The following is a 23,644-nucleotide window of genomic DNA, read 5'->3' on the forward strand; positions in this document are numbered from 1 at the left end:
TCAAAAACCTCAATATATTAGATTTTTATTATATTTATGGTTTGTTCAGTAAACAAGCACATTTTTAGGCAAAGTAACCTTAGGTGTAATTTTGCGTGTACATGTCGGTAAGAAACGACATAGCGGTAGGAAAAATTTTCCCACCCATTTTCTTAAACATACGCTTATAAAGTGCCAACATGTAGAAATACAGAACAAAATAGATATATATCAATTATTTACAAATTAATTGAATTGCCTTTAACGATTGGCACGAGTTTAGCATTAATTAGACTAACGGATAACAACAGATGTAAACATGATGCTAGGAAGGCATACCGTTACCACGAAGGTAACCATGGCATTACAGACTTTATCTGCGCAGGCTGACAACATTGGACGTAAAAGGAAATTCGTCGGCCAAGGATGCAAGGATTGATAGCAAGGTTAAAGTCGCTCTGTTGTTTATCGGAAAGTTAAATACGTTTAACACCAACACGGATGTTGAAAAGGGATACGTCTTAATGACGCGCAAGGTTGACATTGATGTCGACAAAGCAATCACCACGGAGTGGGTTGATTCGCTTAAGGAAGCTGTTGACGTGAATGACCGATTATCTGTTTTTGCGCCAGTTGAGTGTGATGGTGACTTGGATTAAGTCACAAAGGCCTGCAGGATGCAGAGTTGCAAACGCTATTATCGCGATTGCTGCTGGATACCCACATCACTGGCACAGACATTGATGTCCATGTGCAACAAAGGATTGTAACCTATTTGGCTCTGTTGACCCGGCATTATGCCTTCAGCAATGGCCATATTGAGGAACACTAGTAATGTCATCGATATTATTAGTGTGCTGTCACCCGACAGCATGCCTCTCCCCTCTAAGGCCCTTCCCGGCCTTTTATATACCTCTGATTTTGGCCCGCCTTTGGCGGGCATTTTTTTGCGTGTAGCTTTATTTACTTACTTATTTTTTATTCCTTGCCCTTCTTTTGAAAACAATGAGATATAAGGTCAAAGAAGCCCTAAAAATCATTGTTTCAAAGTTTTTTTATTTATTTTTCTATTTTGCTGAACTTTTCTTTATTTCCCCGCTCTTACTAATACATGGAGTCATTTAGTGTGTTGGCTTTGTGAAGTGTAAATGTGTTTTCCAAGTTATGTTGTGTTTTTCTTAAGGGGCTCTTTAGCCCCTTTCTTTTTGCCTGTAATAAAATTCCTCTCTTGCGTATTACTACCTACTTTTCTAAAAACCAGAATTATTAGCTAGGTTTCATCCCAATCTTAGAAATGGAAATGAGAACCATTATCAAATAGACTCTTGCCACTGTCCTATTTGGAGAAAATCATGTCTAAACCCGCACCTCGTGTTGTTGAAGTTATCGATTCCTTCCGCGTAACACCCAACATGCAACGTATTGTCCTTGGCGGCCCTACATTAGAAGACTTTCCAGAAACTCGTCCTGGCGCCTACGTTAAATTACTTTTTGATTTAAATGGCAACCCTATAGTAAAGCCTGCGAAAGATAGCCCCGTTGCGATGCGAACCTACACAATAAATAGCTTCGATAGACAAAAAGCTCAAATGACCATCGATATGGTAGTGCATGTTAAAGATGGGGTGACTGGCCCCGCGGCAGCATGGGCGCTAAGTGCAAAAGAAGGCGATAAGCTAACGATTGCAGGCCCCGGCAGCAGTAAAGCGTTAGCTGAAGACTACGAGTGGGTGCTCTTCGCAGGCGATATGACTGCACTGCCTAGTATTCGCAACTATTTACAAGCGCTTCCCAGCCATACTAAAGGCATTGCCGTTATTGCTATTGAACATGAATTGGATGCCACGGTGCTAGAAAAACCTGAAGGCGTATCGATTCAGTGGGTATCTAAAAAAGAAGCAACCTTGTCTGACGCCTTGCAGCGCACTAACTGGCCACAGGGAACGCCCGCGGTATGGGTTGCGTGTGAATTTTCACAGATGAGAAAAATTCGTTCGTGGCTAAAAGACGAAAAACAGGTACCTCACAGCCAAGTTTATATCAGTAGTTATTGGCGTGAAGGCCGCAGTGAAGATCAACATAAGATAGATAAACGCCAAGATGTTGAAGCCTTTGCGAAACAGCTTGCCTAATTAGCATTTAAGCAACGATTTTGCTGTGCCGCGTAAGCATAAAACCCTGTACGACTTTCAGCGCCCTGTAAATAATGCAGGGCGCTGGCAATAGCTCCTTTATAGAAATCAACGAAAGTCCATATTGATCAAGACGTTAATCTTTGGAACGAGGATTGCTACTTATTAAGTGCAGTTCACAATAACCACTCGGTTATTCTTTTTAAAGGAGCAACATATGAACAATGATCGTATCGAAGGCAACTGGAAAGAAATGAAAGGTAAGGTACAACAGCAATGGGGTAAACTTACCGATGATGACCTAGACGTGATTGACGGTCGTCGTGAAGAGCTAGTAGGCAAGATTCAACAAGCGTACGGCAAAAGCCGTGAAGAAGCCGAAAAAGAAGTGGACAGCCATTTCAATTAGGCACTTCACCCAAGCCCTAATGGCTTGCAATACAAGAAAAGCCCCATTTGGGGCTTTTTTTATGTATAAAAGAATCTAGCCTTCAGGGTTAAAACCCTTTGTCAGGACTTAGCATCAAGATTCCGTATCAGGCTTTAAGTTGTTGCTGATTTCTCTCGCATCAAAGCTGGTAGCCGAGGTGGGTCGAGTACCCTTTCCCATCTCAATATTCAAAATACTTTCGATTTCGCTTTTTTGTGAGCCGCCTACAAAGATACCAGATTCAAACTGGGTTGTAGGATGGTAAGAGGTTCTACAAGTAATAACGCCACACTCAGTTACCCTTGCATAACGTTGGCTAAAGCCAACCTGAGGTGATGTTTGAACACGCTCTTTATCTACCATGGTTTCCCGGTCGGTTACTACAAACCAATCGTAATCTTTTAGTAAGGTCAATTCCGCCGAGCGGTACATGGCATAATCCATGGCTTTACTCTTATCCGACCCTCTGCCTTTGAAGTGAACACGGTATTGGGTTTCGCTTAATTTGCTTTCGGTATACCCAAAACCGCCGTTAGACGCCTGTCGGTAATCGGGTTGGCTCGCACACCCTGTCATTACTATCGCTGCTAGAAACGCTATAAATTTAGTTTTCATTAACTACTCCTTCGGCAGCCTTAGACTGCCATCCATGATTAATAGCTTGCTTCTCTTGCTCTCTATTTAATGGTGTGGACACCATTAACAAACCTATCTCTTCATCAAGTACTTTGTTGGCACTTGCTGTTTGATACTCACTTTTATCGCGACCCGCTGTTATCAGCTTACTGGCGTGAAGTTGCCAAATGCCCTGACCATTTTTACATGCAATCATGATATTCAGTTCATCTTCACCTTGTATCTGCGCCTGCCTACACAACTGAGATTGATTATTCATAAACGACAATTGTGGCACTATTTCCATACCCGCATCGGTCACCATCATCTCGCCCGTTAAATTATTATCGAGGGCTTTAGATACATTCGCCCAATGGCTATTCGTTGACGAAGTGCTTGCTGGGTCAAGGGGGGCTGTCTGCTCCGATTGCATCCAGGTTAGTCCTGCCACTAACGCCACACCTGCCGCTAACGATAAAGGTACTTTCCACTTCCCACTACGTCTAGATTCTTTGGGCTTGCGATTAAGCGAGGTTACATTGCGTGGCATGCGCTCACCTGCATGACTTGAACTTACATGATCTGAGTCGAAGTCCGCTTGCTCAAGATAGGCTTCTGAAGAAACATCGTCTGCAAGCATAGCCACTACGCTATTAGGTAAAGGTTTTTGCGTTGCCGCATCAGCTGCCGCTTTCACCATCATGTCTACCTGTGCCAAAGACGCTAAACGGTCTGACAAAGCGAGATCACTGGCAATCGACGCTCTCACGTATTCCATGTCTTCATTGCTAAGTTCTGCATCTAAAAATGCTGAAAGCATTTCGTCAGATATAATCATAGCACCACCTCCTGTTGTGGATTTAGCACATTACTGAGTTTGCTTCGTGCCCTAGCAAGCCTGCTCATAATCGTCCCCGCCGGTACCTCAAGGACCTCTGAAGCATCTGAGTAGCTCATGCCTTGAATCGCAATAAGTGACAAGGTCTCTCTTTGCTCTGGGGGTAATTCCCCCATAGCTTTACTCACTTGCTTTAACGTAATGCCGCCTGAAAGCGCTTCATCCAAGTGCGCCTCATCCTGCGCCTGCAATTCAGGGTTAACCGCCGCACTTGCTCTTACTTTTTGCGCTCGATATTCATCTATCCATAAATTGCGGCAAACTCGAAATGCCCATGCCATTAACGTGGCATCTTGTGGCAGAGGTTTAGTCAGTAGTTTCTCAATTGTATTTTGCAGTAAATCGTCAGCATCATGTATATTGCCCGTAAGTGAAAACGCAAACTTTCTTAATGATGGAACGAGTTCAGACACTTCTTCTTTCATACATTTTCCTATGAAATTACGCTTTATACATGGTTAACGTTTGGCGCCGTGATTTATTCCCAACGGTAGGGAATTTTTTTTACCAACAAACGTTAACTAAGTACTAGAAAAGGGTTATCCATCGATAAGGGCACGTTTTATGCCAGCTTTATTTATCGATTATGTGAGTCACGCGTGGTGAGCAATACGCAAGCAAGGCTGTGAGTTGCCTGTATAGACTCAGCCGCAAAGCAAGTGAGGTAAAATGATGATGTGCAGATCGCTTTGTCAGTTAATAGTAAGTGGCTTAATACTTTCATCAAGTAGCATAGTAAGCTCGGATGCTCGTGCCCAGTTAACTATTGGTCGTCAAATAATCGAGCCTGTTAATCCTATTATTGACAAAGTACCCGTTGATGTTGGGACCGTGCGAGATGTGCTTGAAAACCAGGTAGAGCAAGGTGTTGACAGTACTTTTAAAACCTTAACCGACATACCTGCCCCGCAATTTACTGTTCCATCCCCCCTTAGTCTTACTTCGCCTGCGGGCAATCTTGTACTAAAAGAAGTAAAAGCCTCTGACGGATTTTTAGCGGTAAAAAGCGAGTGGTTGGTTGTGGGTAGCGAGGCTGACAAAACTCACTTTTCTCACCCCGACATCACGATTGAATCATCTCACTATCTAACCGCCATAGACCAGTGGGTTTACCGTTTAAAGGTTAGTGCTAACCTTGATGAACTGTCTCAAATAAGAAACAACTTACCAACATCACTAAAAGAACAAGTAGGCCGAAATCACATCTATTTAGCGCAAAACATGGGCGAACTACAGAGCCCAGAGACTTACGAAATCCCTGAAAATCCTGCCCCCCTTGAAAACCAGAAAAACAGCCAAGACAAGCAAGCTAGTATTGCAACTACTGGTAAGCCAAAAGTTTGCCAAGTACCTGTTCGAATTGGAATGATAGATACCAACATTGCGCACAACCACCAGACACTAAAACACCTTGTTATTGAACAGCAGTCTTTTCTTCCACAAGCGTTGCCGACTACCCAGTTACACGGTACATCAGTGGCCAGCTTATTAGCAGATAACATGCTCACAGGTAGTCATCTTTATAACGCCAGCGTTTTTTATACGCGTAACAGTATTAGTCAGGGCGCGACCTTATTATCATTAATTGATGGTCTTAATTATTTAGTCGCCAAGCATGTTGATGCGATTAATATGAGCTTAGCGGGGCCAGAAAACCCCGTACTTGCTAACGTTATAAAAAAAATTAGCGAACAAGGGATACAAATTATTGCAGCCGTTGGAAACGAAGGACCAGCCTCACCACCTTTGTTTCCGGCAGCATACCCGTCAACTATTGCGGTAACGGCGGTAGACAGAAAACAGGCTATCTATCGATGGGCCAATCAAGGTAACTATGTTGATTTTGCGGCCAGCGGCGTTTCCGTCGAAGTCGCACATCCAGATGGTACGATTAGCCGTGAGACCGGCACATCGATGGCAACGCCTTTCGTTTCAGCCCGCTATGCCTGCCTATTTCGTGCGAGCTCAAATCAGGCCCAAGCGTTGGCCACATTACGCGACCAAGCCATAGATGCTGGAGCACCGGGACGGGACCCGGTGTTTGGAGTAGGTATTCTCCAGTAATGAAACCAAAAGTGAGTGCCAATGCGCGATTAGAAGTGAAACCTAACACCAAGTTCAGCTAGTGTTTCTTGATAGTCTGCTGACACTAGGGTTGATCCATAGTCTTTGTATTGCGTGCTTACGATAAAATCTACGTTTTCCATAGCCGCATATTCTATGCTCGCTTTGAAGACATGCCTATTGTCCTCTCGTCGCCCATCTTCTTGTTGTTCAAACTCACTAAAAGGTGCTCCTGAAGCGGCAGGTTCACTGCTCTGGCTACCTTTACCATAATGCCTACTCTCCATTTCATAGCCGAGCTTGATGTCGAGCGCTTTACCCCACAAATTGGCCGGGTAGGTATAGCTGGCGCCAATACCATGGCTGGTATAGTCGAACGCTTGAGCCAACGCATCTTCATGTTGATATTTCGCGCCTAATTGGATAAAGCTTTGGTTTTTAAAAAACCAAAAACCATCAAAGCGGCTAGATAGCGACTCAGCGTCGCGCTCTGGCACCGATTCAAACGACTTATCAATGGTATCTACACTTAGACGCCAATAACCTTGGATATACGCACTGTTGGCCAGTGAAATGCCGCTTTGTTGATAAGTAAGAAAGGCATTGTTATTAAGGTCGGCGTTTGCATAGTAGTGATGAACACCAATTTTAGCCCAGGGCGATTGATAGCTCGCCTCACCCGACAAGGTCGTAATAGCTAGGTCAAAATCCGGCAGCTCGTTGTAGCGAGTTTCACTATGCTGTGCAGACGCAGTGATTTGCCATTTATCGCTAGGCGTTAGGGCTACCTTCAGCTTCGCATTTCCTTTTATTGCTGAGTCTGATGTGTCGGTATTCGTATCAAGTTCACTAACGTTAACGTTTGAGTCGTGATGAGCACCAATATAGGCTTCTCCATTCACTATTATCATCTTGTGCTCGACAGTTTCTGTGCTGTTTTCTGACTGACTCGCCATGGCAATTTTGCCAATCAAGCTCAAGGCAATAGATACACTTAATAATGGTATGGGGGTTTTAAGGCTCATGCAGGTTTCCTACTAAATCGAATAATCGCGGAATTAACGCACGGAATTAACGCATGGAATTAAAGGTGGGGCTGGGAATAGCGCCACCCTCCTACTTTTATAACCTTCATAGTGGTAGGAATAACGAGGATGGCGGCTGTTCACGGTGCGTCGAACACATTAATCTGCGTGATTGTTACTGGTTTAGAATGCCAGCAATATTTCCGCTTACTGTGTTTTCAACAGTGGTTGAAACCGTATTTTCGATTTGCCCACTTACTTGACCAGATACTTGGTTAGCCACACTACCTTCAACCTGTGATTGCGCTACCGCTTCAACCGACTGGGTTAATATTGAAGACACCATGCCATTGACATCAGCCGCTTGCGATACACTGCTATCAACTACCCCTGATACCACGTCAGTGGCGGCAGAAGTAGCGACATCTAAGGCTCCTGAAGCATTTGTAGCAATGCTCTGCGTTGCCGCAACACTACCTTCAAGAGCACTTTGCGTACTGGTGAGCTGAGTGAGGATTTCACCGCTTGTTTCATCAGATGCTTCTGATGTGTCGTTAGTAGTGGCAGTAGCATCAGCTTGGTCTGCGTTTTGCGTTTCGCTGCCAGTTTCAGGGCTAGCCTTAGTGTCGGTAACCGCATTTGACTGTGCGTCTACATTTGCCAAAGCGGAAGTTTGTGAAGACATTGACTGGGTAAAACTTGCTTGCTCACCAGACCCATTGGTTGAAGTTCCGGTGCTATTAGACACTGAAACAGATGCAGCTACAGTCTGAGCCAACGCCACGTTTGAAGTAACACCTAATGCAACAATTAAAGCAGTATGTAGTTTGTTCATTCGTTTATTTCCTGTTTTTCATCAAAGACACTTAAATAACGAATGAACCTCATCGTTTATTCCAAACAAACAATTAAAAAATTTTCACAAACAAAAACACCCCGCTTTAAGCGGGGTGTTTTATTCAATTCATTATATTTTAATCGTTATATAAAACGACGCTATAAGGGGTTTTTAGTCACCAGAAGCATTTAATCCAGCTTCCCACCAAGGCGATGAATAATCGATATTTTCTTGGGGAAGCACATTAGAGTAACGCATTCTTACCGACTCCCAAAAAGCCGCTTTAAATACAGGATCGTAAATAACAAACTCGCCTTGTGAGCGATATTGCTCGAACAAATCCTTATAGGCACCAACGGGGGTAAGCGGGTTACTTTGCTGGAATACAACATCTCCACCAAAGGTTTCATACAGTGACTTAGACACTTTCCAACTTTTAGCCATGCCTTCTGCCATGGCTAGACGGTAACGTTCAACTTCTTCATCTGAATATTCAGCATTGTGGCTTAAATCGACTGTCCAAGTTTTAATAACCGCATAAGCGGATTCAACTTCGCTTTCTGAAGGCTCAATGTTGTTTTCGTCGGCAAAGTCAGCAATAACAGATTCACTAATTTTTGTGCCTAACGCACGCTGAGCTAAAAGTTTTCGGATCTCAACTTCAGATTTGTCACTAAGAATAGACTGGAAGCGATCTACATCACTTTGGCTAGGTTGTAGTTCGCTATTTGAAATAGATTTACCGAAGAGTTTCGCTATTATTTCGTTAGCCGCTTGTGGCGTATTTATCCCAAGCGAGACAACGATGGCAGCGAAAAGTACCATAGGTATAATGTCAGACCGTGTCATTGAAGAAATTCCCTTATATCCATAACAGCTTGAGCGTAAAACGTATTCTTTAATCGTATATTTTTCGTATTTAACTCATTAATACGTAGAATGTTCCATTCATTTTACGAAACGACGTCGCTGAAGACCTATACTTTAGGCTAAAGTAGGTTAAATATCCACTTTTTTCCGCATAGATTTTCTCACACTTTGTTGCTTTTTGGCCTCGCCACGCCTCGCTTTTACTGCTCGACTCATGCGGGTTGCCTTCCTTGGTTTTTGTTTTTTAGTGGCACTGACTATCCATGCTTTTAGACGCACAATGGCATCTTCCCGATTCTGTTCTTGAGTTCGAGAATTTTGCGCTTTCAGAACAAACACACCCTCGTTAGAGATGCGGCTGTCTTTTGTATTAAGCAGCGTATCTTTTACCTCTTGAGGCAAAGACGAGGCAGGTATATCAAGGCGCAGATGGATAGCACTGCTCACTTTATTTACATTTTGCCCGCCAGCACCTTGTGCTCTGATGGCTTGCATTTCAATGTCGCTATCTTCTAGCGTGATAGTAGGGGTAATCGTAATCATAGCTTAACGGTTATATTCTTCACTTGTGAGTTATTTGACAGTTTATAAATTGTACTTAGCGCCATAGAAAAAGGCTTACATTGACTGTCTATTCATTTCTTATTAGTTTACTAATAACGCTAATAAAAGGAACACATTGTGGTGGTCATTTATATTGTTGTCGCACTTATCTTCTGCCTTTTAGTGGCGTCGTGGTTTTTCACTCAGCATATCGATAAGAAAATCGAAAAAAACTTCCGTCCACCGGGCCAATTTTCAAACGTACAGCGAGAAAAAATTCATTACACCAAACAAGGACAAGGCCCTGTCCTTATTCTTATTCATGGACTTGCGGGTAATGCACTTAACTTTACTGCTTTAGCGAATCAGTTAGCCAAGTACTATACTGTGTACAGTATTGACCGCCCTGGAAGCGGCTTTTCTACACGTCATCGTAACACATCGGCAGATTTTAGCGTTCAAAGCGCCACCATTTTAGCCTGGATGTCACAGTTAAATTTAGGCGAAGCATTTGTTGCAGGACACTCTATGGGGGGCGCAATTGCTTTGCGCATGGCACTAGATGCACCAGATAAAATAAAGTCTGTCTCGCTGCTTTGCCCGTTAACGGTTCCCTTAACAAAAGGGCCTGGTCCTTTATCTGTACTGTACATTCCCTATCAAAGGTTGCGCAGTTTAATCAGTAAAACGTTGGCCGCGCCGCTGCGTATAGTTTTTGGTAAGAAACAGGTTGCTCAAGTCTTTTTTCCAGAACGTGTACCCTCAAATTTTGGAAGTGAGAGCGGTGGTGCACTTGCGCTGCATTCAGAGAGCTTTTATCAAGCTAGCTGTGACATGGTAGCTTCAACAGAAAGTTTGTATAAACAGTTTGAACACTACAAGACTATTTCGTGCCCGGTAGGTATTTTATATGGTGAACAAGACGCCATCTTATCACCCGATGCGCATATGTCTTATATTGCTACGTCGCTTCCTAGTAGCATGGCTGAAATTATTCCTAACGCTGGCCATATGATTATAAATACTCAGCCTGAAGCTTGTTTTAACTTCATAAACAAAGTGAACAAAGTAGGCGTTCAGCTAGGGCTCGCTTAACAATGTTATGCATTTTATCTATTTATGCACCGAGTCATTCCTTAATGCGTAACCACTCTGGTAGCAGAGCTTGCCTTAGTATTTCGTAAATGCGATAGACTTGGTCTTAGTTCAACAGTTTGCTTTAGTTCTCGTAAGTAATCAGTGACCTTTTCAATACCGTCTGAAGTAAAACACAGGTTTTTAGGCGAGGTTTTTATTTCACTTTGATATTGCTGAAACCATGTTTGCATGGCCTCACTGTCCCCTTCTGACAACGCAATGAGTAAATGATACATACGGATGAAAGAAAGCTGTCTACGGTACTCGGTCGTGCCATGCTCGAACCCAAGTAGGGTGGTTTGCGATAGGGATGTTTCAGAAACGCCAAGTAAATCAGCAGCCTCTGCTTGATTCAAGCCAACTTCTTGGTAGGCCCAAGTGAAAGCTTTTATAACAACACTGGGTGGATAGGTGCTATGGATCATAGTTTGGCCTCGATTTCAGTCGTTTAAAACATCTTACTTATCGAGAATGTTGCGAGAATCATTCCAACTTGCTGAGGTTCACGCAACTACTGGCAATGTTGTTTAGTTTTCACAAAATGGGCGCGCTCTGCGTCTTTATCAAGAACATAACCAAGATGAGTTAACCACGCCCTTGCTTCTTCGTAGGTATCAAAGAAAGAAAAGTCTACACCGGTTTGACGATATACCGCTCCAAGTTGATTTTGGGTGGTTGATTTTACTAATGACGATTCAAGTACTAACGCTAAATGACTTAACCCAAGATGACGAACTGCAGATATACGCTCAGTCAGAAGACTCTCAGCATCGGGAATAAGCAGGGACTCCCCTTCAAGAACCACAATATCACCCCAGTTACTGCCATGCATATCGATAGACTTATCCCGATAATCAAGCACTAAACCATCAACACACTCACAATTCCAAGGGCCGTAAGCTTGGGTAAGCATAACGTTACCGCACCGAGTAACTACAAATGAGCCATGTACTGGTTTCATAAATCTCTGCTCTTCAATACTCCATAATCAAACTATAGACAATGATTTCGAAATTCGAAATGTAGTAGGCCATCGCGCCCTCAATGCTGTTGAGGGCGCGATGGTAACGCGGAGCTATTGCAAGTGTGATACTGGCAAAGTTAACCCCCTCTACCGTGGCATTGGCAGCGGTAAATAGAGTAAGCTATGCAGCTAACACCCGAATTAATTGTGAAAACGTAGGTTTATCTTGAACATCAAGAGGGGCTCTTAATTCACGAGCAATATCACTCACGCTAATAACACCGCGTACCTCGTGGGAATCTCTGTCGAGCACCAAGCAATGATGCTGCCCATAATCTTTCAGGGTTTCTACCACATCCCCTACCGACGATTTTGTCAATTCAGTGAAATCAAATGACATTAATGATGTTTTCGCCTGCATGAAGTCACGTACCACTAACCCATCTCTAGGCACTTTTAATTCAGCAATTCGTTGTACAATATGCTGTTCGCTCACGTCTTGTGACGTAATTATGCCGGTGAATGCATTATTGGCATCTACCACCAGCATCATACGAACATGAGATTGGCGCATGATTTTTTCGACTCGTGTCGCTGGTGCATTTTCGTCAATTACATGTGGCATGTATTGTTTGAAGTCTGTAAATACCGTCATCGCTGACGATGTGACAGACACTTTATTTTCAACAACAGGCCAAGCTAGACGATCGGCGGCATCGGTTTTATGAAGTTGTAAGGTATGCATTACCTTCCCCTTAAATTAGTTAACAAATTAAATAGATAAATGAATATTTTGTTTAACTAAGGTGGGGTGGAGCGCGAATGGGATGCGCTACATAGTCTGCATCGCTGGGCAGGGTGTAAGTAAAAAAGCGAGTATTGGGAACAATGCTACTCGCGAAGAAAGCACTTAAAAAGTAGGCGCCATCATCAAGCTCGTCTTTATCACTGGCTTGCTCTAGATTTGATGAGGCTAAATATTGAATGCTAATGTCATTCGATACTTGTGAAATCTCTTTGCTCAATACATTACCAGCACCATTTTCAGGTACTAGGAATGACATTGTGAGTAGCAAAAGCAAAAGATTCAAAAGAAGAACTCCAGCGACATTTAAAAAACGGGTTAACTCACCCTTACTTAATACTATATGGCTTTTTTATTCACTATCACTTAAACCCGCCTCAATTTTTAGACGATTTATCGCTTATTTTCTAATTACTAAATTTAAGTACCGTTTCAACTTGTATATTCATTCTAATAAATAGAACGCACTGTAATAAGCTTTGAAATATTCACTTTTTAATTGCTCCAGTAGACTCGTTTTAAAATTTGGTTCTATTGCTTAGTTCACTTATGAAAAAACGCTGGCCTCTTTGGCTGATCTTAATTCACTGGCTCACCTTACTGGTAGTAACAGGTATGTTTGCCTCTGGGCTATGGATGGTAGATTTGACCTACTATAGCGATTGGTACAAAACCGCACCCCACTGGCATAAAAGTGTAGGGCTACTGTTGTTCGCAATGACTTTAGTTAGGCTGATTTCGCGCGCATTTACCCAGAGACCACCGACTTTTGGCACCAAATTTGAGAAGTTAGCGAGTAAGTTAGGACACAGTGCTATTTATCTTGTCCTTCTAGCGCTTTTTACCTCAGGCTACCTTATTTCAACCGCCGATGGCAGAGCCATAGAGGTATTCAATTGGTTTGCTGTTCCTGGGTTAGGTGAGTTTATTGAAAACCAGGAAGACCTGGCCGGCGAGGTTCACTTTTACCTAGCTTGGACACTAATCGTGCTGACTTCTTTACACGGGTTGGCGGCATTGAAACACCATTTTATTGATAAAGACGACACACTGAAGCAGATGTTAAGGCTTCGCTAAATACTTATATTAAGGAGATTTTATGAAGAAGTTAACTCTTGCAATCGTGACGGCTATAGCACTAAATTCTGCGCTAAGTTCAGCTCACGCGGCTGATTATATTATTGACTCAAAAGGTGCTCATGCATCAGTTAATTTCAAAATTCAGCATTTAGGTTACTCATGGCTGACAGGGCGCTTTAACGACTTCAAAGGTACCTTTAGCTACGATGAAAATAACCCTGCTGCTGCGTCTGTTTCGGTGACTATCGAAACCGATAGCGTAGATTCAAACCATTCAGAACGCGATAAGCATTTAAGAGGCGACGACTTTTTGAATGCAGATGATTTCCCAGAAGCCAAATTCGTTAGCACTAACGTGGCTGACAAAGGCAACGGCTTGTTAGACATTACGGGTAACCTTACGCTGCATGGTGTGACTAAACCCGTGACTATTGAAGCTAAAAAGATTGGTGAAGGTAGCGACCCGTGGGGCGGTTACCGTGCTGGCTTTTCAGGCACCACCACTATTGCATTAAAAGACTATGGTATCGACTACGACCTAGGCCCAGCATCACAAACTGTTGAGCTTTCGCTTCATGTTGAAGGCGTTAAACAGTAACCCTGTAAGCTTAATAAATAACAAAGCCCGCTGATGCGGGCTTTTTACGTTAATAGGTTGAATATACTTACCTAAGCATGACTCATACCTTATAAATTAATGTAGCTTTAACTTAGGGCTAATGGCATAACTCAGCTTCTTGAGTAGCAGCTTTAGTGCGCCCCTTAGTTTTCCGTGCACAGCAAATTGGTGCATGTTGTACAAGGAGATATAAACTATCTTCGCTAAACGCCCTTCAATAAACATGCTTGAATTGGATAACGAGCCCATCAAGCTGCCCACCGTGCTGTAGTTACTTAAATGCACGAGTGAACCATAATCTTTATAGACATAGCCTTTTAATTCTTTACCCCGACGCAATGCAATAATATTGTCTGCCGCCGTGTTTGCCATTTGATGCGCAGACTGCGCTCTTGGTGGTACCCACTTACCATTTTCTTGCTTGAATCCACAGCAATCGCCAATGACCCAAATGCTACCGTCGCCAGTGCTTTGCAAGTGTTCATTAACAAGAATTTGGTTTGCGCGATTCGTCTCAAAAATGCCCATTTCGGTGACAAAATCCGGCGCTTTAACACCTGCCGCCCACACCATCAAATCAGCATCTACGCGGCTGCCGTCTTTGGTAATAAGGCCATTTTCGTCAGCCTCAGCTACCATGGTGCGTTCTTTAATATCTACTCCAAGCTTATGCAGCGCCTTACGGGCTGAGTTGGCGATACGCTCTGGCAATGCGGGCAGTATTCGCTCACCGGCTTCTACAATAGTGATTTTTAAACGAGACGCTGACATGCCTGGCATGCCGTAGGTTTTCGATAAGTTAGCAACATGATGAAGCTGAGCGGCTAATTCAGTGCCCGTTGCACCCGCGCCCACAATAGCAACTTTAATAAAGCTATTCTCATCTTCTTGCTGATTAATACGAATAAGCTGATTTAACAAACCACGATGAAATCGCTCGGCTTGCACCAGTGAATCTAGAAAATAGCAATGCTGTGCAACACCTGGCGTACCAAAGTCGTTACTGACACTACCAATCGCCAATATCAGTTGATCGTAGGGTATTTTACGTTCGGGTAATATCGCCACGCCCTCATCATCGAATAATGGCGCGAGAGTGATAGTTTTGGCCTCTGCGTCAATGGCACACATGCTCCCTAACTGAAAGCGATAGTGATGTGCAGCTGCGTGAATAGCGTAATCAACGCCATCTGAGTGCTTGTCTATAACGCCTGCAGCCACTTCATGAAGCAAGGGCTTCCAAATGTGAGTGCGACTTCTATCAACTAGGGTTATTTCTGCTTCGTTCTTTCTCCCGAGGGTGCGGCTTAAGCGGCTTACAAGTTCAAGACCTCCAGCGCCACCACCGACAACAACTATTTTTTGCATGGGTTTACCTATAATTTAATCATTCCACGTATCTCATCTTTCATAATCCACGATTATTGAAATGATATACCTGGCGCGACTAAAGGTATTCGCTGCATATATGGGGTTAACAGTACGCCTGAACGCATTTTCTCGCAAGCCTGACAGGTTGGTTCTAGCAGGGCGTACGATAAAAAAGGCAAAAAAAACGGTAACCGTGAAATACACGCTACCGCTTTTTATACCAGAGTAGATAATGCTTTTAACTAATACTGATAATCAACGCTAAACATTACGTTTCTTGGCCGCCCTGGAAAGTACCTATCTGCGGTAAAGGTTGTGTAATCGGCCCGTTCAGCATAGGCGGTATCGAGCAAATTATTCACTCTTGCGTACACTGAGACTTCTGGCGAAATTGCCCAAGAGGCCCGTAGATTCAATAAATCATGACCTTCGTACTCGTTAAGGTTTTCAGCATCGGTATAGTATTCATCAACATGCTGCCACTCAATTTCAGCCTGGGTGCTTTGCGTAAAGCTGTACCCTAGGCGAGCGTTGAAGGTAAGGTTTGGCGCAGTATCAATATCGTTGCCCTCAATATCGACTTCACCCAAAAGCTCACTGTGCTCATACGTATGTTTGGCATAGCTGCCTGCAAACGCAAAATTCAGACCTTGGCTGATGTGATAGTTAAAGGTTAGCTCTACCCCTCTGTGCCAGGTTTCTCCATTGCTTACATTGAAAAAATCACTATCACGATAAATCACATTGTCTTTAGTTAAGCTATAAGCAGATACCACATAGCTAAAGGCTTTGTGCTGCCCTTTAACACCCACTTCTACGTTGGTGGCGGTGACAGAGTCTAAGTCGGCAATTTGTTGACTGCGCTGAAGTCTGTAAAGCTCAGTTGCTTGCGGGGCACGATAGCCTCGAGATAAGCCCGCATACCATAACGTTGTTTCACTGCTTTGAAAACTCACCGAGAGTTTAGGGCTAAAATTACTGTAGTCGTTAGTACCACTTTCAGGTCTTGCGTATCGACAGCCACCAAAGCCACATTCAGTGCCATCATCACGAGTACGACCCGATATCATGTTGTTGGTGTAATCGTAATCAATATACTCATACCGCCCACCCAGTGAAACCGCCCACGCTGCTTGTTGCCAATTAAGCGCAATAAATGGCGCATAAAGGGTAGCGTCTACTTGGTAGTCGTAATGAAGCCCTTCAGGCACGGTTTCCACTAGAAAAGCAGAGCCCACAGTTTCGCTATCTTGGGATTGTACCAAGCTTCCTCGGGTATACTCAGCATCTAACCCAGCATCAATACTTAACGTATTGTTCACCACATGATGATATTGGGAAAGTACACCAAAGCCTTCTTGGTCGTTTTGTTCAAGAGGTGAACCGGGTAAGAAATGCATGCGAAATTCCATGCTTTGGTCGCGGAAGTATGGCGTAACTGACAGTGCATTGGCGCTGCTTAATGCTACATCTACTTTACTCCACACTCGCAAACTTTTCGCTTTTCGAAAGGCTTCAGGGTTGTCGTTACCTTGGGCGATATCTTCATCTTTATAGCTTTCAAACCCAGTAATGTAACCAGCGGTTTCTTGATCTAAGTGGGTGTACGTCAGCCCACTGGTTACCTTTAGGTTATCAACTTCGTAGCGGTGGCGAAGGTTAACCTTTTCTTGATCCACACTTTCTTCGTCTCGATACCCGCCGTCGCTGGTAATACTCGCGTTTATACCTACACCCGAATTACCAAAGTCTTTACCTTGCCTTAGCTTCAGTCTGCTATAGCCGTAAGAACCATAATCAATTCCGTATAAAGCGGTGTCTTGGGTAACATCGGGGGTAATAACATTTATCACGCCGTGAATAGCGTTAGAGCCATAAAGGGGTGAAGCAGGGCCTTTTAAGACCTCGATGCGTTCAGCCATTTCGCCATGGGCTTCGAACAACTCGTTAATGTTACAAAAACCGGCTGCGCGTAAAGGAATGTTATCTTCAGCAGCCAGTATACCGCCACAAGCCCCAGCCCCTGTAAGCACTGGCGAGCGTAGTGCAGGCAAATATTCCTGCCCATTTCCTCGCTGAACACCCGCGCCTGCAATAAAATTTAACACTTCTTGTATATGGCTTGGTGATACAAAGCTTATGTCATCGCTTGAAACACTAGATACCACATATCCTGAATTTGAGGTGGAATTAGCAATTCGGCTTCCTGTTGTCACTACACGTTCTATTGATTCTATGCTTTTGGCGGTGTTTGCGCCTTCTGGGATTTGCGCGGCAGCATGAGAAGAAAACGACACGACAGTCACGGTGCTAAGGCTATGTAAAAATAACCTGAATGTGGAGCTCATTGCTTGTCCTTTCTATAGATTTGGCGAGATTAACATACGTATAATATGTGTCATTTGACCACAATATTAGTGCTTGCTATAACGCCAATTGTATCGCTAACTATTTAGCGATTAATAGTGAAAGTAATAACTTACCCAGCAAAAGCGGGCATTGCTTAAGTATGGAAACGGGTTAGAAGCCTTAACTCACCGCCGGCACTTATACACGGCACTTATACACGACACTTATAACCAATACTTATACTCAGCACTTATAAACAACACCCGCGTTACGCAAGTGGGCTAAGCTGTATATAAATTACGTATAAGCTTCGTAAAGGCGATAGCACAGCAGTAATACCGGAGGAATTTTTGGATACCTTAATACCTAGCCTATCTCAACTTATTGAATTTGCGGTGGCTCCTGTTTTTTTACTTACGGGTATAGCAGGTTTTTTGAATGTTATGTCGTCTCGGCTTGGCAGAATATCTGACAGAGTAAGGGTAGCAGAAAGGCAAATTCATACCCTCTCAGACCCTCATATTGTTGACCGTTCAAAACGAGAAATAAAAGTACTTTGGCGCAGAGTAAAGGTCATCAACTGGGCCATTGGCTTGTGCGTGGCCTCGGGGCTAATGGTGTGTACCGTTATTGTGGCTTTATTTGCGGGCTCTCTGTGGTTTGTCGATTTAAAAACACCCGTCATTTCACTTTTTATATTGGCAATGATGTTTCTAATTTGTGCCCTTGTTGTCTTTTTAGTGGAAGTGAAACTGGCTACTACCACCATCAATATGGTGCGTACTATTCGCTAAAAAGCTATCGAGAAAAAAGCGAGGCAAACGCTACAACTTAATAGATTTGCCTCGCTTTTTGTAGGTTGGGCGATGTTATTCATCCGCAGCTACCAACCTGTGTAGCCTTCTGATTAGATCAGAACCTATCTATTCAGCCAACTCATCAAGCACAGCAAATAAAACGTTAGCGCCTACTCGCGAGACTTCTTTATCGTACATGTTTTCTGTATTCACACCCTCTTGGCCACCCGCTAAATCACTGATAGCACGAATGATTACCCAGTCTACATCGTTAATCGTGCATACTTGGCCAATCGCCGTAGATTCCATTTCGGTGACTTCAGCCGTGAAAACATCCCGTACCCATTTTCTGTATTCTCGGTTATCCATAAACACCGAACCGGTAACACCATTTCCGCCAACATGCAGCTTGGCATTACGTTCATTCAAAATACGTTGGGCAGGCATTTCTGCCATTGCTGTTTTTGCCGCATTCAACAACCTAGGTGATGCGGTGAAATAAGGCGTATCTTCTGGTTTATCCATACCATCTTTTACAATAAGCACTTCGTCTGGGTGGATAAACTGGAATGGCTTATATTTAGGATAATGTGGGTCTTCTGCTAGGCGCGCTGGCTGCTCTTCCATAAACTTAGCGTAGTACTCAGGTAGCACGTACTCACCTGGGTTTTCAGCGTCTTCATTGGTGTAAACACTTTCATCATGGTAGTACCAACGCTCTGGCACTATAACATCACCTGGTTGCCACTTGGGATTTACCGCGCCAGCAATGCCCATATAAACCACCTGTTTAACAGGGAAATAATCTAGCGCCATTTGTGTCGACATGGCCGCATTGGCAATACTCATACCGGTAGCGAAAACAAGAATAGGTTCATCGTGATAGGTCCCAATACGATAAGTAATACCTTTGATTGTGGTAGTGGTGTGTATTTGTGCATTAGGATCAGAATCGATTTTGCCCAAAATACCTTCCATTTCTGGGGCGTAAGCAACCATCACAGCGGTAAATTTATCGCCAGTAAAAGACGCCGGACCATATTGAGGCTGAGTGATAGATGAAGTGTTGGCACACCCAGTTATCACCACAGCACATGACATGCACAACAGAAACGAGATAACACGAAGTTTCATAATCACCATTCTTATTTAGTTTTTTATTGGAAGGGGCAGAGGCAAAAGCCTGTACGCTCTGCGTTGTTTAATTCTTAACGTACCAGCTTTCGGTATGAAAGAAAGTGTTATATCGGCATTTTACAAATATTAAAAACACTGGATACACCCCCCTAACAAATGACATCAAGCAAGAGCCGCCTTACTTTGTTTTTAAGCTAGTTCGCTGTCCTCAATAGAATAAAACACGCTTAGTTGCAGTTTCATAAGCTGAACACGGATGTGCCGTTACCCTTATTGGATTACATTTATAGGACATAAAAGGACTTAAAAAAGCAACACGAGACCAACTTACTCGTATCGATGAGGATACAATTACCAATGAACATGAAACTACTTCGCTCTCTGCAAATATTTGTTGAGGTCGCTGAAAGCGGTAGCATGAGTATTGCAGCCCGAAACCTGCATATGACCGTTTCGGCAATTAGCCAACAACTAAGAAAACTTGAACAAGACATTGGGCTGAGTTTATTCAATCGTAATACCCGAAACTTGAGCCTTACCGAGGCTGGAAGAATCTATTACGACACCAGCAAGAAGATGTTAGACACCGCTGTTGAAGCACAAGAACGTATTGAAACGCTTCAAGACGCACCTTCAGGTAAAGTAAATATTATTGCTCCAGAAGGTTTTGGTGGCGGCTTATTGAGTCAGCCCTTGCAGAAGTTATGTGAGGATTTTCCGAAAATAAATGTATCGTTGACCCTAACCGACCAACCTACAGATATTATTGTTTCAGGTGCAGACTTACTGCTTGGCTTCACCCCTGTGTCTGATACCAACTTCAGCAGTTTAGAGTTGGCCACGTGGCGACGAATTCTGTGTGTATCGGCTGACCACCCTTTGGCAAAAACGCCTCTAGAGTCACCCGAAATTCTTCAAGAGTATTCCTATATTTCTCACCGCCATATAGAAGAATACGTCATGAAGCATGACAAGTTTGATAAAGTGCCGCTAACGTCTAGCCGTATTGAGCTTGATTCAATGCAAACCTTGATTCAGCTTACGCGTGATGGACTTGGGTATGCAGTGCTGCCTGAACCAGAGGTGCGCCACTTACTTAGTGAAGGCTCAATGAAGCAGCTATTCACTGACTGGTCGTTACCTGATTACACCGTATATGCGGTTACCCCTAAACGTGAATTGGTGCCTGCTAAAATCAGTGCGGCTATTACATGTTTGCAAGACTGGTTCTCTGAGATCTAGGTTATCCGAATTAGTCGCTTTTTGAAGCATAAAAAAAGGGCATCATGATGATGCCCTTTTTCTTGTCAAACTTGCTTAGAAGCTTGTATTAACCTGCAAACTAAATACGTTCGCTTTAGCATGCTCAGTAGCCGTAAGGTCACTTACGATAGTACCAATAGAGCGCTGCTGGCTAACTGCCGCTTCACGACCTTTAATATAGGCATAAGCCATATCAATGCTGGTGCTTTCAGTTAATGCGTATGTTGCACCTACCGTGTACCAATGACGATCGGTATCTGGAATACTCAATGAACGGTGCTCGTAGCTCACTGCGCCATCATCGTACGCATAGCCAGCACGAAGCGTAACCTTGTCGCTATAAAGGTAAGTTCCACCCACGCTTAAGCGTAATGAATCTTCAAAATCTTCTTCTTTAAGTAGTAAATCATCACCACTATCAAGCTCTGCATTCAACTTATCAAATGCGCTCCATTCAGTGAATACAACACTGGCTTGCACTGACCATTCATCGTTAAGCTGTTGGTTAATCGCCACTTCAGTGATTGCAGCTAAATCTAAATCTAGTGAACCGCCTTGGTTGTATAGCTCTGCCACTGCAGGAATGATAGCGCCTAGGTCTGATTCAATTTCACCTTCAAGATTTAGCTCTGTTTCTGCACGGTAGCTAAACGCCAACTTAGTGGTCTCTGTAGCTTGCCATAACGCGCCAACATTCCAACCAAAGCCAACATCGTCACCAGACATTTTAACAATAGTTGCATTACCTAGTGCATCGCTACCAAGTAGCGCACCAAATGCTTGAGGAATAGCAGTACCAATTTCGGCTTCTGCGTAAGTCACGTTAAGACCAAAACCTAAGCTTAATGTATCGTTTACTTTGTAAGCCACAACAGGGTTTAGCGTAAATGAGGTTACTTCGGCGTCATCAGCAAAGTGCAAACCGTTATAGCTATCGCTGTAGTCGGTAGCAAGGCCGTAGTTAGAGAATGCGCCAATACCCCAAGATACTTTGTCATTCACAGGTGCAGTGTAGAAAAAAGAAGGCACAGCTGCCGAGGTAGCAATATCTTCTTCACTGGCGTCATATGTATTTGCAAACAGCACTTCACCGCTTTCGTTGTACACAGCAACATCCATATCACCACGAATATCAACCTGTGGATTGATGTAGCTTACCTGCGCACTGAACTGAGCCGTTTTAAACTCAGTAATTGCAGCAGGGTTAGTAGCAAGAATTGATGCATTTTCAGGCGTTGCCGCTTGGCCCGCCATCGCGCGACCAAAACCATTTGCGCTATGCTCGTTTACTTGGAAACCAGCAGCTAGCACAGAAGAAGATGCCATCGAGGCTAGTGCTAAGCATACAGAGGCACGTAAAGAAAAATATTGCTTCATAAAAATACTCTTATAGAACAGGAAATATGCAGTGGCGCATTCTACGGATACGGTAAGTTTTGTTCAATGCAAGTTAACGCCATTTACGCTGATTTATCGCATTTTTTACAACTTTAGCGGCATAATTAAAGGAGATGTAAACATTTTGCAAATAATAGATTGCAAATATTGGCGCTATTTGTAAATTCTGACATTTGCCATTCATCACAAATAAATGAGGAAGGCTTGATAAAACACGCTATTTTTGACCTTTCTAGTGATTATGCTTGTATAAGCAGTTTCTAGCCCCACAACTGTAGTACAAGATAATTTCAACAGCCTAAGGAGAGATTCACATGTCTAGCAATAAAGAAATTCTATTGGTCAATCGCCCAAACGATAGAAAAATAGGCTCCCATTTGTTTGAAACTCGTGAGCAATCCATTCCTTCTCCGGGTGAAGGTGAAATACTGATTAAACAAACTTACATGTCACTCGACCCTGCAATGCTAGGGTGGATGAGTGAAGATCGTGAAAGTTATATTCCGCCTGTCGAGCTTGGTGAAGTCATGCGCTCAAGCGGTGTAGGTGAAGTAATAGAGTCGAACAACCCTGATTTCTCTGTTGGCGACAAAGTCATGGGGATGACTGGCTGGCGAGAATACTTGGTAAGTAATGGTGAAGGCTTCAATAAGCTGCAGCCAGGTGTTACCGAAGAAATGGCGCTTTGCGTATTCGCCCTGCCCGGTTTAACTGCAACCACAGGCTTATATAACTTTGGTGAGCCTAAAGAAGGTGAAACCTTGGTTGTCACTGGCGCTGCTGGTTCAGTAGGCTCAATCGTAGGTCAGCTCGCAAAAGCTGACGGCCTTCGCGTTATTGGCGTAGTTGGCAGTGACGAAAAAGCAGATTGGATTGTTAACGAGCTCGGCTTCGACGGTGCAGTAAACTATAAAACTGACGATTTAGAAGCGAAATTAACGGAGCTCACCCCTGACAAAATTGACGTGTTCTTCGAAAACACCGGCGGCCCAATTCAACAGCATATCTTCAATCGTATGAATACACATGGACGTATTGTGGTTTGCGGTATGATTGCCGACTATCAATCAGAAAACCCGGCTCCTGGCCCAAATTGGATACCGTTAATTAAAAAGCGCATTAATGTTCGTGGGTTTGCAATGCCTGATCATTGGGGAGAAGTACCTCAGCTTATTGCAAAGCTGTCGCCCTACGTACAACAAGGTAAGATTCAATATCGTTCTCACATGGTTGAGGGTATAGAGTCAGCGGTAGAGGGTTTACAGATGTTATTTTCTGGCGACAATAAAGGGAAAATGATCGTTAAACTTTAAGCCTAAGGCTTATATTT

The 23,644-nt window shown here is 43.5% G+C and carries 26 protein-coding genes; 10 read left to right on the forward strand and 16 right to left on the reverse strand.

The window, feature by feature from the left end; genetic code table 11:
• The first annotated feature begins 374 nt into the window (after positions 1-374).
• The gene (locus tag AV939_RS18790; RefSeq protein ID WP_061998033.1) at positions 375-638 is read left to right on the forward strand and encodes a hypothetical protein; all 264 of its coding nucleotides are present in this window, start codon (positions 375-377) and stop codon (positions 636-638) included.
• 38 nt (positions 639-676) lie between these two features.
• On the opposite strand, the gene AV939_RS18795 is transcribed toward AV939_RS18790, so the two are convergent.
• Positions 677-853, reverse strand: a complete 177-nt coding sequence (locus AV939_RS18795; RefSeq protein ID WP_156454654.1) for a hypothetical protein — start codon at positions 851-853, stop codon at positions 677-679.
• 478 nt (positions 854-1,331) lie between these two features.
• Here AV939_RS18795 and AV939_RS18800 point away from each other — a divergent pair, with 478 nt between their 5' ends.
• On the forward strand, positions 1,332-2,111 hold the full coding sequence (locus AV939_RS18800; protein ID WP_061998034.1) for a siderophore-interacting protein: 780 nt from the start codon (positions 1,332-1,334) through the stop codon (positions 2,109-2,111).
• Between the two features lie 217 nt (positions 2,112-2,328).
• Positions 2,329-2,520 (forward strand): CsbD family protein, encoded by a 192-nt coding sequence (locus AV939_RS18805; protein WP_057795453.1) that lies wholly within the window; start codon positions 2,329-2,331, stop codon positions 2,518-2,520.
• A 114-nt stretch (positions 2,521-2,634) separates the two neighbouring features.
• Here the strand turns inward: AV939_RS18805 and AV939_RS18810 are convergent, their stop codons facing one another.
• Genes AV939_RS18810 through AV939_RS18820 form a run of 3 tightly spaced genes read right to left on the reverse strand, consistent with a single transcriptional unit; the run spans position 2,635 to position 4,479 of the window.
• Positions 2,635-3,156 carry a CC0125/CC1285 family lipoprotein gene (locus tag AV939_RS18810; RefSeq protein ID WP_061998035.1) on the reverse strand — a complete coding sequence of 174 codons (522 nt, stop codon included), beginning with the start codon at positions 3,154-3,156 and terminating at the stop codon, positions 2,635-2,637.
• On the reverse strand, positions 3,146-3,994 hold the full coding sequence (locus AV939_RS18815; RefSeq protein WP_061998036.1) for a hypothetical protein: 849 nt from the start codon (positions 3,992-3,994) through the stop codon (positions 3,146-3,148). The genes AV939_RS18810 and AV939_RS18815 overlap by 11 nt, the downstream gene beginning before the upstream one ends.
• The gene (locus AV939_RS18820) at positions 3,991-4,479 is read right to left on the reverse strand and encodes an RNA polymerase sigma factor (RefSeq protein ID WP_057795447.1); all 489 of its coding nucleotides are present in this window, start codon (positions 4,477-4,479) and stop codon (positions 3,991-3,993) included. The genes AV939_RS18815 and AV939_RS18820 overlap by 4 nt, the downstream gene beginning before the upstream one ends.
• A 244-nt stretch (positions 4,480-4,723) precedes the next feature.
• Between AV939_RS18820 and AV939_RS18825 the strand changes: the two genes are divergently transcribed.
• Positions 4,724-6,118, forward strand: a complete 1,395-nt coding sequence (locus tag AV939_RS18825) for a S8 family serine peptidase (RefSeq protein WP_231751142.1) — start codon at positions 4,724-4,726, stop codon at positions 6,116-6,118.
• Between the two features lie 29 nt (positions 6,119-6,147).
• Here the strand turns inward: AV939_RS18825 and AV939_RS18830 are convergent, their stop codons facing one another.
• From AV939_RS18830 to arfB, 4 genes are all read right to left on the reverse strand, one after another.
• Positions 6,148-7,143 (reverse strand): hypothetical protein, encoded by a 996-nt coding sequence (locus AV939_RS18830; protein ID WP_061998038.1) that lies wholly within the window; start codon positions 7,141-7,143, stop codon positions 6,148-6,150.
• A gap of 175 nt (positions 7,144-7,318) precedes the next feature.
• Positions 7,319-7,978, reverse strand: coding sequence for a hypothetical protein (locus tag AV939_RS18835; protein ID WP_061998039.1), 660 nt, complete (start codon positions 7,976-7,978; stop codon positions 7,319-7,321).
• Positions 7,979-8,152: 174 nt separating this feature from the next.
• On the reverse strand, positions 8,153-8,830 hold the full coding sequence (locus AV939_RS18840; RefSeq protein ID WP_057795439.1) for a hypothetical protein: 678 nt from the start codon (positions 8,828-8,830) through the stop codon (positions 8,153-8,155).
• A 150-nt stretch (positions 8,831-8,980) separates the two neighbouring features.
• The gene (gene arfB, locus AV939_RS18845) at positions 8,981-9,394 is read right to left on the reverse strand and encodes an alternative ribosome rescue aminoacyl-tRNA hydrolase ArfB (protein WP_057795437.1); all 414 of its coding nucleotides are present in this window, start codon (positions 9,392-9,394) and stop codon (positions 8,981-8,983) included.
• A gap of 138 nt (positions 9,395-9,532) precedes the next feature.
• On the opposite strand from arfB, the gene AV939_RS18850 reads away from it, so the two are divergent.
• The gene (locus tag AV939_RS18850; RefSeq protein ID WP_082746078.1) at positions 9,533-10,489 is read left to right on the forward strand and encodes an alpha/beta fold hydrolase; all 957 of its coding nucleotides are present in this window, start codon (positions 9,533-9,535) and stop codon (positions 10,487-10,489) included.
• A gap of 41 nt (positions 10,490-10,530) precedes the next feature.
• Here AV939_RS18850 and AV939_RS18855 read toward each other — a convergent pair whose 3' ends face one another.
• The 4 genes from AV939_RS18855 to AV939_RS18870 form a co-directional block, all read right to left on the reverse strand.
• Complete coding sequence (locus AV939_RS18855; RefSeq protein WP_057795435.1) at positions 10,531-10,956, reverse strand: hypothetical protein; 426 nt, start codon at positions 10,954-10,956, stop codon at positions 10,531-10,533.
• 86 nt (positions 10,957-11,042) lie between these two features.
• Positions 11,043-11,492 carry a hypothetical protein gene (locus tag AV939_RS18860; RefSeq protein WP_061998040.1) on the reverse strand — a complete coding sequence of 150 codons (450 nt, stop codon included), beginning with the start codon at positions 11,490-11,492 and terminating at the stop codon, positions 11,043-11,045.
• 184 nt (positions 11,493-11,676) lie between these two features.
• A complete protein-coding gene (locus tag AV939_RS18865; protein WP_061998041.1) occupies positions 11,677-12,240 on the reverse strand; it encodes a CBS domain-containing protein in 564 nt (187 codons plus the stop codon).
• 52 nt (positions 12,241-12,292) lie between these two features.
• Entirely contained in the window at positions 12,293-12,586 is a 294-nt protein-coding gene (locus tag AV939_RS18870) for a hypothetical protein (RefSeq protein WP_156454655.1), read from the reverse strand.
• Between the two features lie 263 nt (positions 12,587-12,849).
• Between AV939_RS18870 and AV939_RS18875 the strand changes: the two genes are divergently transcribed.
• Both AV939_RS18875 and AV939_RS18880 read left to right on the forward strand, forming a co-directional pair.
• Positions 12,850-13,377, forward strand: coding sequence for a cytochrome b (locus AV939_RS18875; RefSeq protein WP_061998043.1), 528 nt, complete (start codon positions 12,850-12,852; stop codon positions 13,375-13,377).
• A 22-nt stretch (positions 13,378-13,399) separates the two neighbouring features.
• The gene (locus AV939_RS18880) at positions 13,400-13,978 is read left to right on the forward strand and encodes a YceI family protein (RefSeq protein WP_061998044.1); all 579 of its coding nucleotides are present in this window, start codon (positions 13,400-13,402) and stop codon (positions 13,976-13,978) included.
• 96 nt (positions 13,979-14,074) lie between these two features.
• Here AV939_RS18880 and AV939_RS18885 read toward each other — a convergent pair whose 3' ends face one another.
• Both AV939_RS18885 and AV939_RS18890 read right to left on the reverse strand, forming a co-directional pair.
• Positions 14,075-15,367 (reverse strand): NAD(P)/FAD-dependent oxidoreductase, encoded by a 1,293-nt coding sequence (locus tag AV939_RS18885; protein WP_061998045.1) that lies wholly within the window; start codon positions 15,365-15,367, stop codon positions 14,075-14,077.
• 245 nt (positions 15,368-15,612) lie between these two features.
• On the reverse strand, positions 15,613-17,718 hold the full coding sequence (locus AV939_RS18890; RefSeq protein WP_082746080.1) for a TonB-dependent receptor: 2,106 nt from the start codon (positions 17,716-17,718) through the stop codon (positions 15,613-15,615).
• Positions 17,719-18,069: 351 nt separating this feature from the next.
• On the opposite strand from AV939_RS18890, the gene AV939_RS18895 reads away from it, so the two are divergent.
• On the forward strand, positions 18,070-18,513 hold the full coding sequence (locus AV939_RS18895) for a DUF2721 domain-containing protein (RefSeq protein ID WP_013786482.1): 444 nt from the start codon (positions 18,070-18,072) through the stop codon (positions 18,511-18,513).
• A 129-nt stretch (positions 18,514-18,642) separates the two neighbouring features.
• Here the strand turns inward: AV939_RS18895 and AV939_RS18900 are convergent, their stop codons facing one another.
• Complete coding sequence (locus tag AV939_RS18900; protein ID WP_061998046.1) at positions 18,643-19,650, reverse strand: 5'-methylthioadenosine/S-adenosylhomocysteine nucleosidase; 1,008 nt, start codon at positions 19,648-19,650, stop codon at positions 18,643-18,645.
• Positions 19,651-20,010: 360 nt separating this feature from the next.
• On the opposite strand from AV939_RS18900, the gene AV939_RS18905 reads away from it, so the two are divergent.
• Positions 20,011-20,895 carry a LysR family transcriptional regulator gene (locus AV939_RS18905; RefSeq protein ID WP_061998047.1) on the forward strand — a complete coding sequence of 295 codons (885 nt, stop codon included), beginning with the start codon at positions 20,011-20,013 and terminating at the stop codon, positions 20,893-20,895.
• Positions 20,896-20,970: 75 nt separating this feature from the next.
• Here AV939_RS18905 and AV939_RS18910 read toward each other — a convergent pair whose 3' ends face one another.
• Positions 20,971-22,293, reverse strand: coding sequence for a porin (locus AV939_RS18910; RefSeq protein ID WP_061998048.1), 1,323 nt, complete (start codon positions 22,291-22,293; stop codon positions 20,971-20,973).
• Positions 22,294-22,628: 335 nt separating this feature from the next.
• Here AV939_RS18910 and AV939_RS18915 point away from each other — a divergent pair, with 335 nt between their 5' ends.
• Positions 22,629-23,627, forward strand: a complete 999-nt coding sequence (locus AV939_RS18915) for an NADP-dependent oxidoreductase (RefSeq protein ID WP_057795416.1) — start codon at positions 22,629-22,631, stop codon at positions 23,625-23,627.
• Positions 23,628-23,644 lie beyond the last annotated feature (17 nt).

This window comes from Alteromonas sp. Mac1 (assembly GCF_001562125.1).
Taxonomy (GTDB): domain Bacteria; phylum Pseudomonadota; class Gammaproteobacteria; order Enterobacterales; family Alteromonadaceae; genus Alteromonas; species Alteromonas stellipolaris.

Bases quoted from the DNA above. Each gene is read 5' to 3' on its own strand.
- AV939_RS18795 (WP_156454654.1), bottom strand. From the start codon at position 853: ATGCTGTCGGGTGACAGCACACTAATAATATCGATGACATTACTAGTG.
- AV939_RS18800 (WP_061998034.1), top strand. From the start codon at position 1,332: ATGTCTAAACCCGCACCTCGTGTTGTTGAAGTTATCGATTCCTTCCGC.
- AV939_RS18805 (WP_057795453.1), top strand. From the start codon at position 2,329: ATGAACAATGATCGTATCGAAGGCAACTGGAAAGAAATGAAAGGTAAG.
- AV939_RS18810 (WP_061998035.1), bottom strand. From the start codon at position 3,156: ATGAAAACTAAATTTATAGCGTTTCTAGCAGCGATAGTAATGACAGGG.
- AV939_RS18815 (WP_061998036.1), bottom strand. From the start codon at position 3,994: ATGATTATATCTGACGAAATGCTTTCAGCATTTTTAGATGCAGAACTT.
- AV939_RS18820 (WP_057795447.1), bottom strand. From the start codon at position 4,479: ATGAAAGAAGAAGTGTCTGAACTCGTTCCATCATTAAGAAAGTTTGCG.
- AV939_RS18825 (WP_231751142.1), top strand. From the start codon at position 4,724: ATGATGATGTGCAGATCGCTTTGTCAGTTAATAGTAAGTGGCTTAATA.
- AV939_RS18830 (WP_061998038.1), bottom strand. From the start codon at position 7,143: ATGAGCCTTAAAACCCCCATACCATTATTAAGTGTATCTATTGCCTTG.
- AV939_RS18835 (WP_061998039.1), bottom strand. From the start codon at position 7,978: ATGAACAAACTACATACTGCTTTAATTGTTGCATTAGGTGTTACTTCA.
- AV939_RS18840 (WP_057795439.1), bottom strand. From the start codon at position 8,830: ATGACACGGTCTGACATTATACCTATGGTACTTTTCGCTGCCATCGTT.
- arfB (WP_057795437.1), bottom strand. From the start codon at position 9,394: ATGATTACGATTACCCCTACTATCACGCTAGAAGATAGCGACATTGAA.
- AV939_RS18855 (WP_057795435.1), bottom strand. From the start codon at position 10,956: ATGATCCATAGCACCTATCCACCCAGTGTTGTTATAAAAGCTTTCACT.
- AV939_RS18860 (WP_061998040.1), bottom strand. From the start codon at position 11,492: ATGAAACCAGTACATGGCTCATTTGTAGTTACTCGGTGCGGTAACGTT.
- AV939_RS18865 (WP_061998041.1), bottom strand. From the start codon at position 12,240: ATGCATACCTTACAACTTCATAAAACCGATGCCGCCGATCGTCTAGCT.
- AV939_RS18875 (WP_061998043.1), top strand. From the start codon at position 12,850: ATGAAAAAACGCTGGCCTCTTTGGCTGATCTTAATTCACTGGCTCACC.
- AV939_RS18880 (WP_061998044.1), top strand. From the start codon at position 13,400: ATGAAGAAGTTAACTCTTGCAATCGTGACGGCTATAGCACTAAATTCT.
- AV939_RS18885 (WP_061998045.1), bottom strand. From the start codon at position 15,367: ATGCAAAAAATAGTTGTTGTCGGTGGTGGCGCTGGAGGTCTTGAACTT.
- AV939_RS18890 (WP_082746080.1), bottom strand. From the start codon at position 17,718: ATGAGCTCCACATTCAGGTTATTTTTACATAGCCTTAGCACCGTGACT.
- AV939_RS18900 (WP_061998046.1), bottom strand. From the start codon at position 19,650: ATGAAACTTCGTGTTATCTCGTTTCTGTTGTGCATGTCATGTGCTGTG.
- AV939_RS18905 (WP_061998047.1), top strand. From the start codon at position 20,011: ATGAACATGAAACTACTTCGCTCTCTGCAAATATTTGTTGAGGTCGCT.
- AV939_RS18910 (WP_061998048.1), bottom strand. From the start codon at position 22,293: ATGAAGCAATATTTTTCTTTACGTGCCTCTGTATGCTTAGCACTAGCC.
- AV939_RS18915 (WP_057795416.1), top strand. From the start codon at position 22,629: ATGTCTAGCAATAAAGAAATTCTATTGGTCAATCGCCCAAACGATAGA.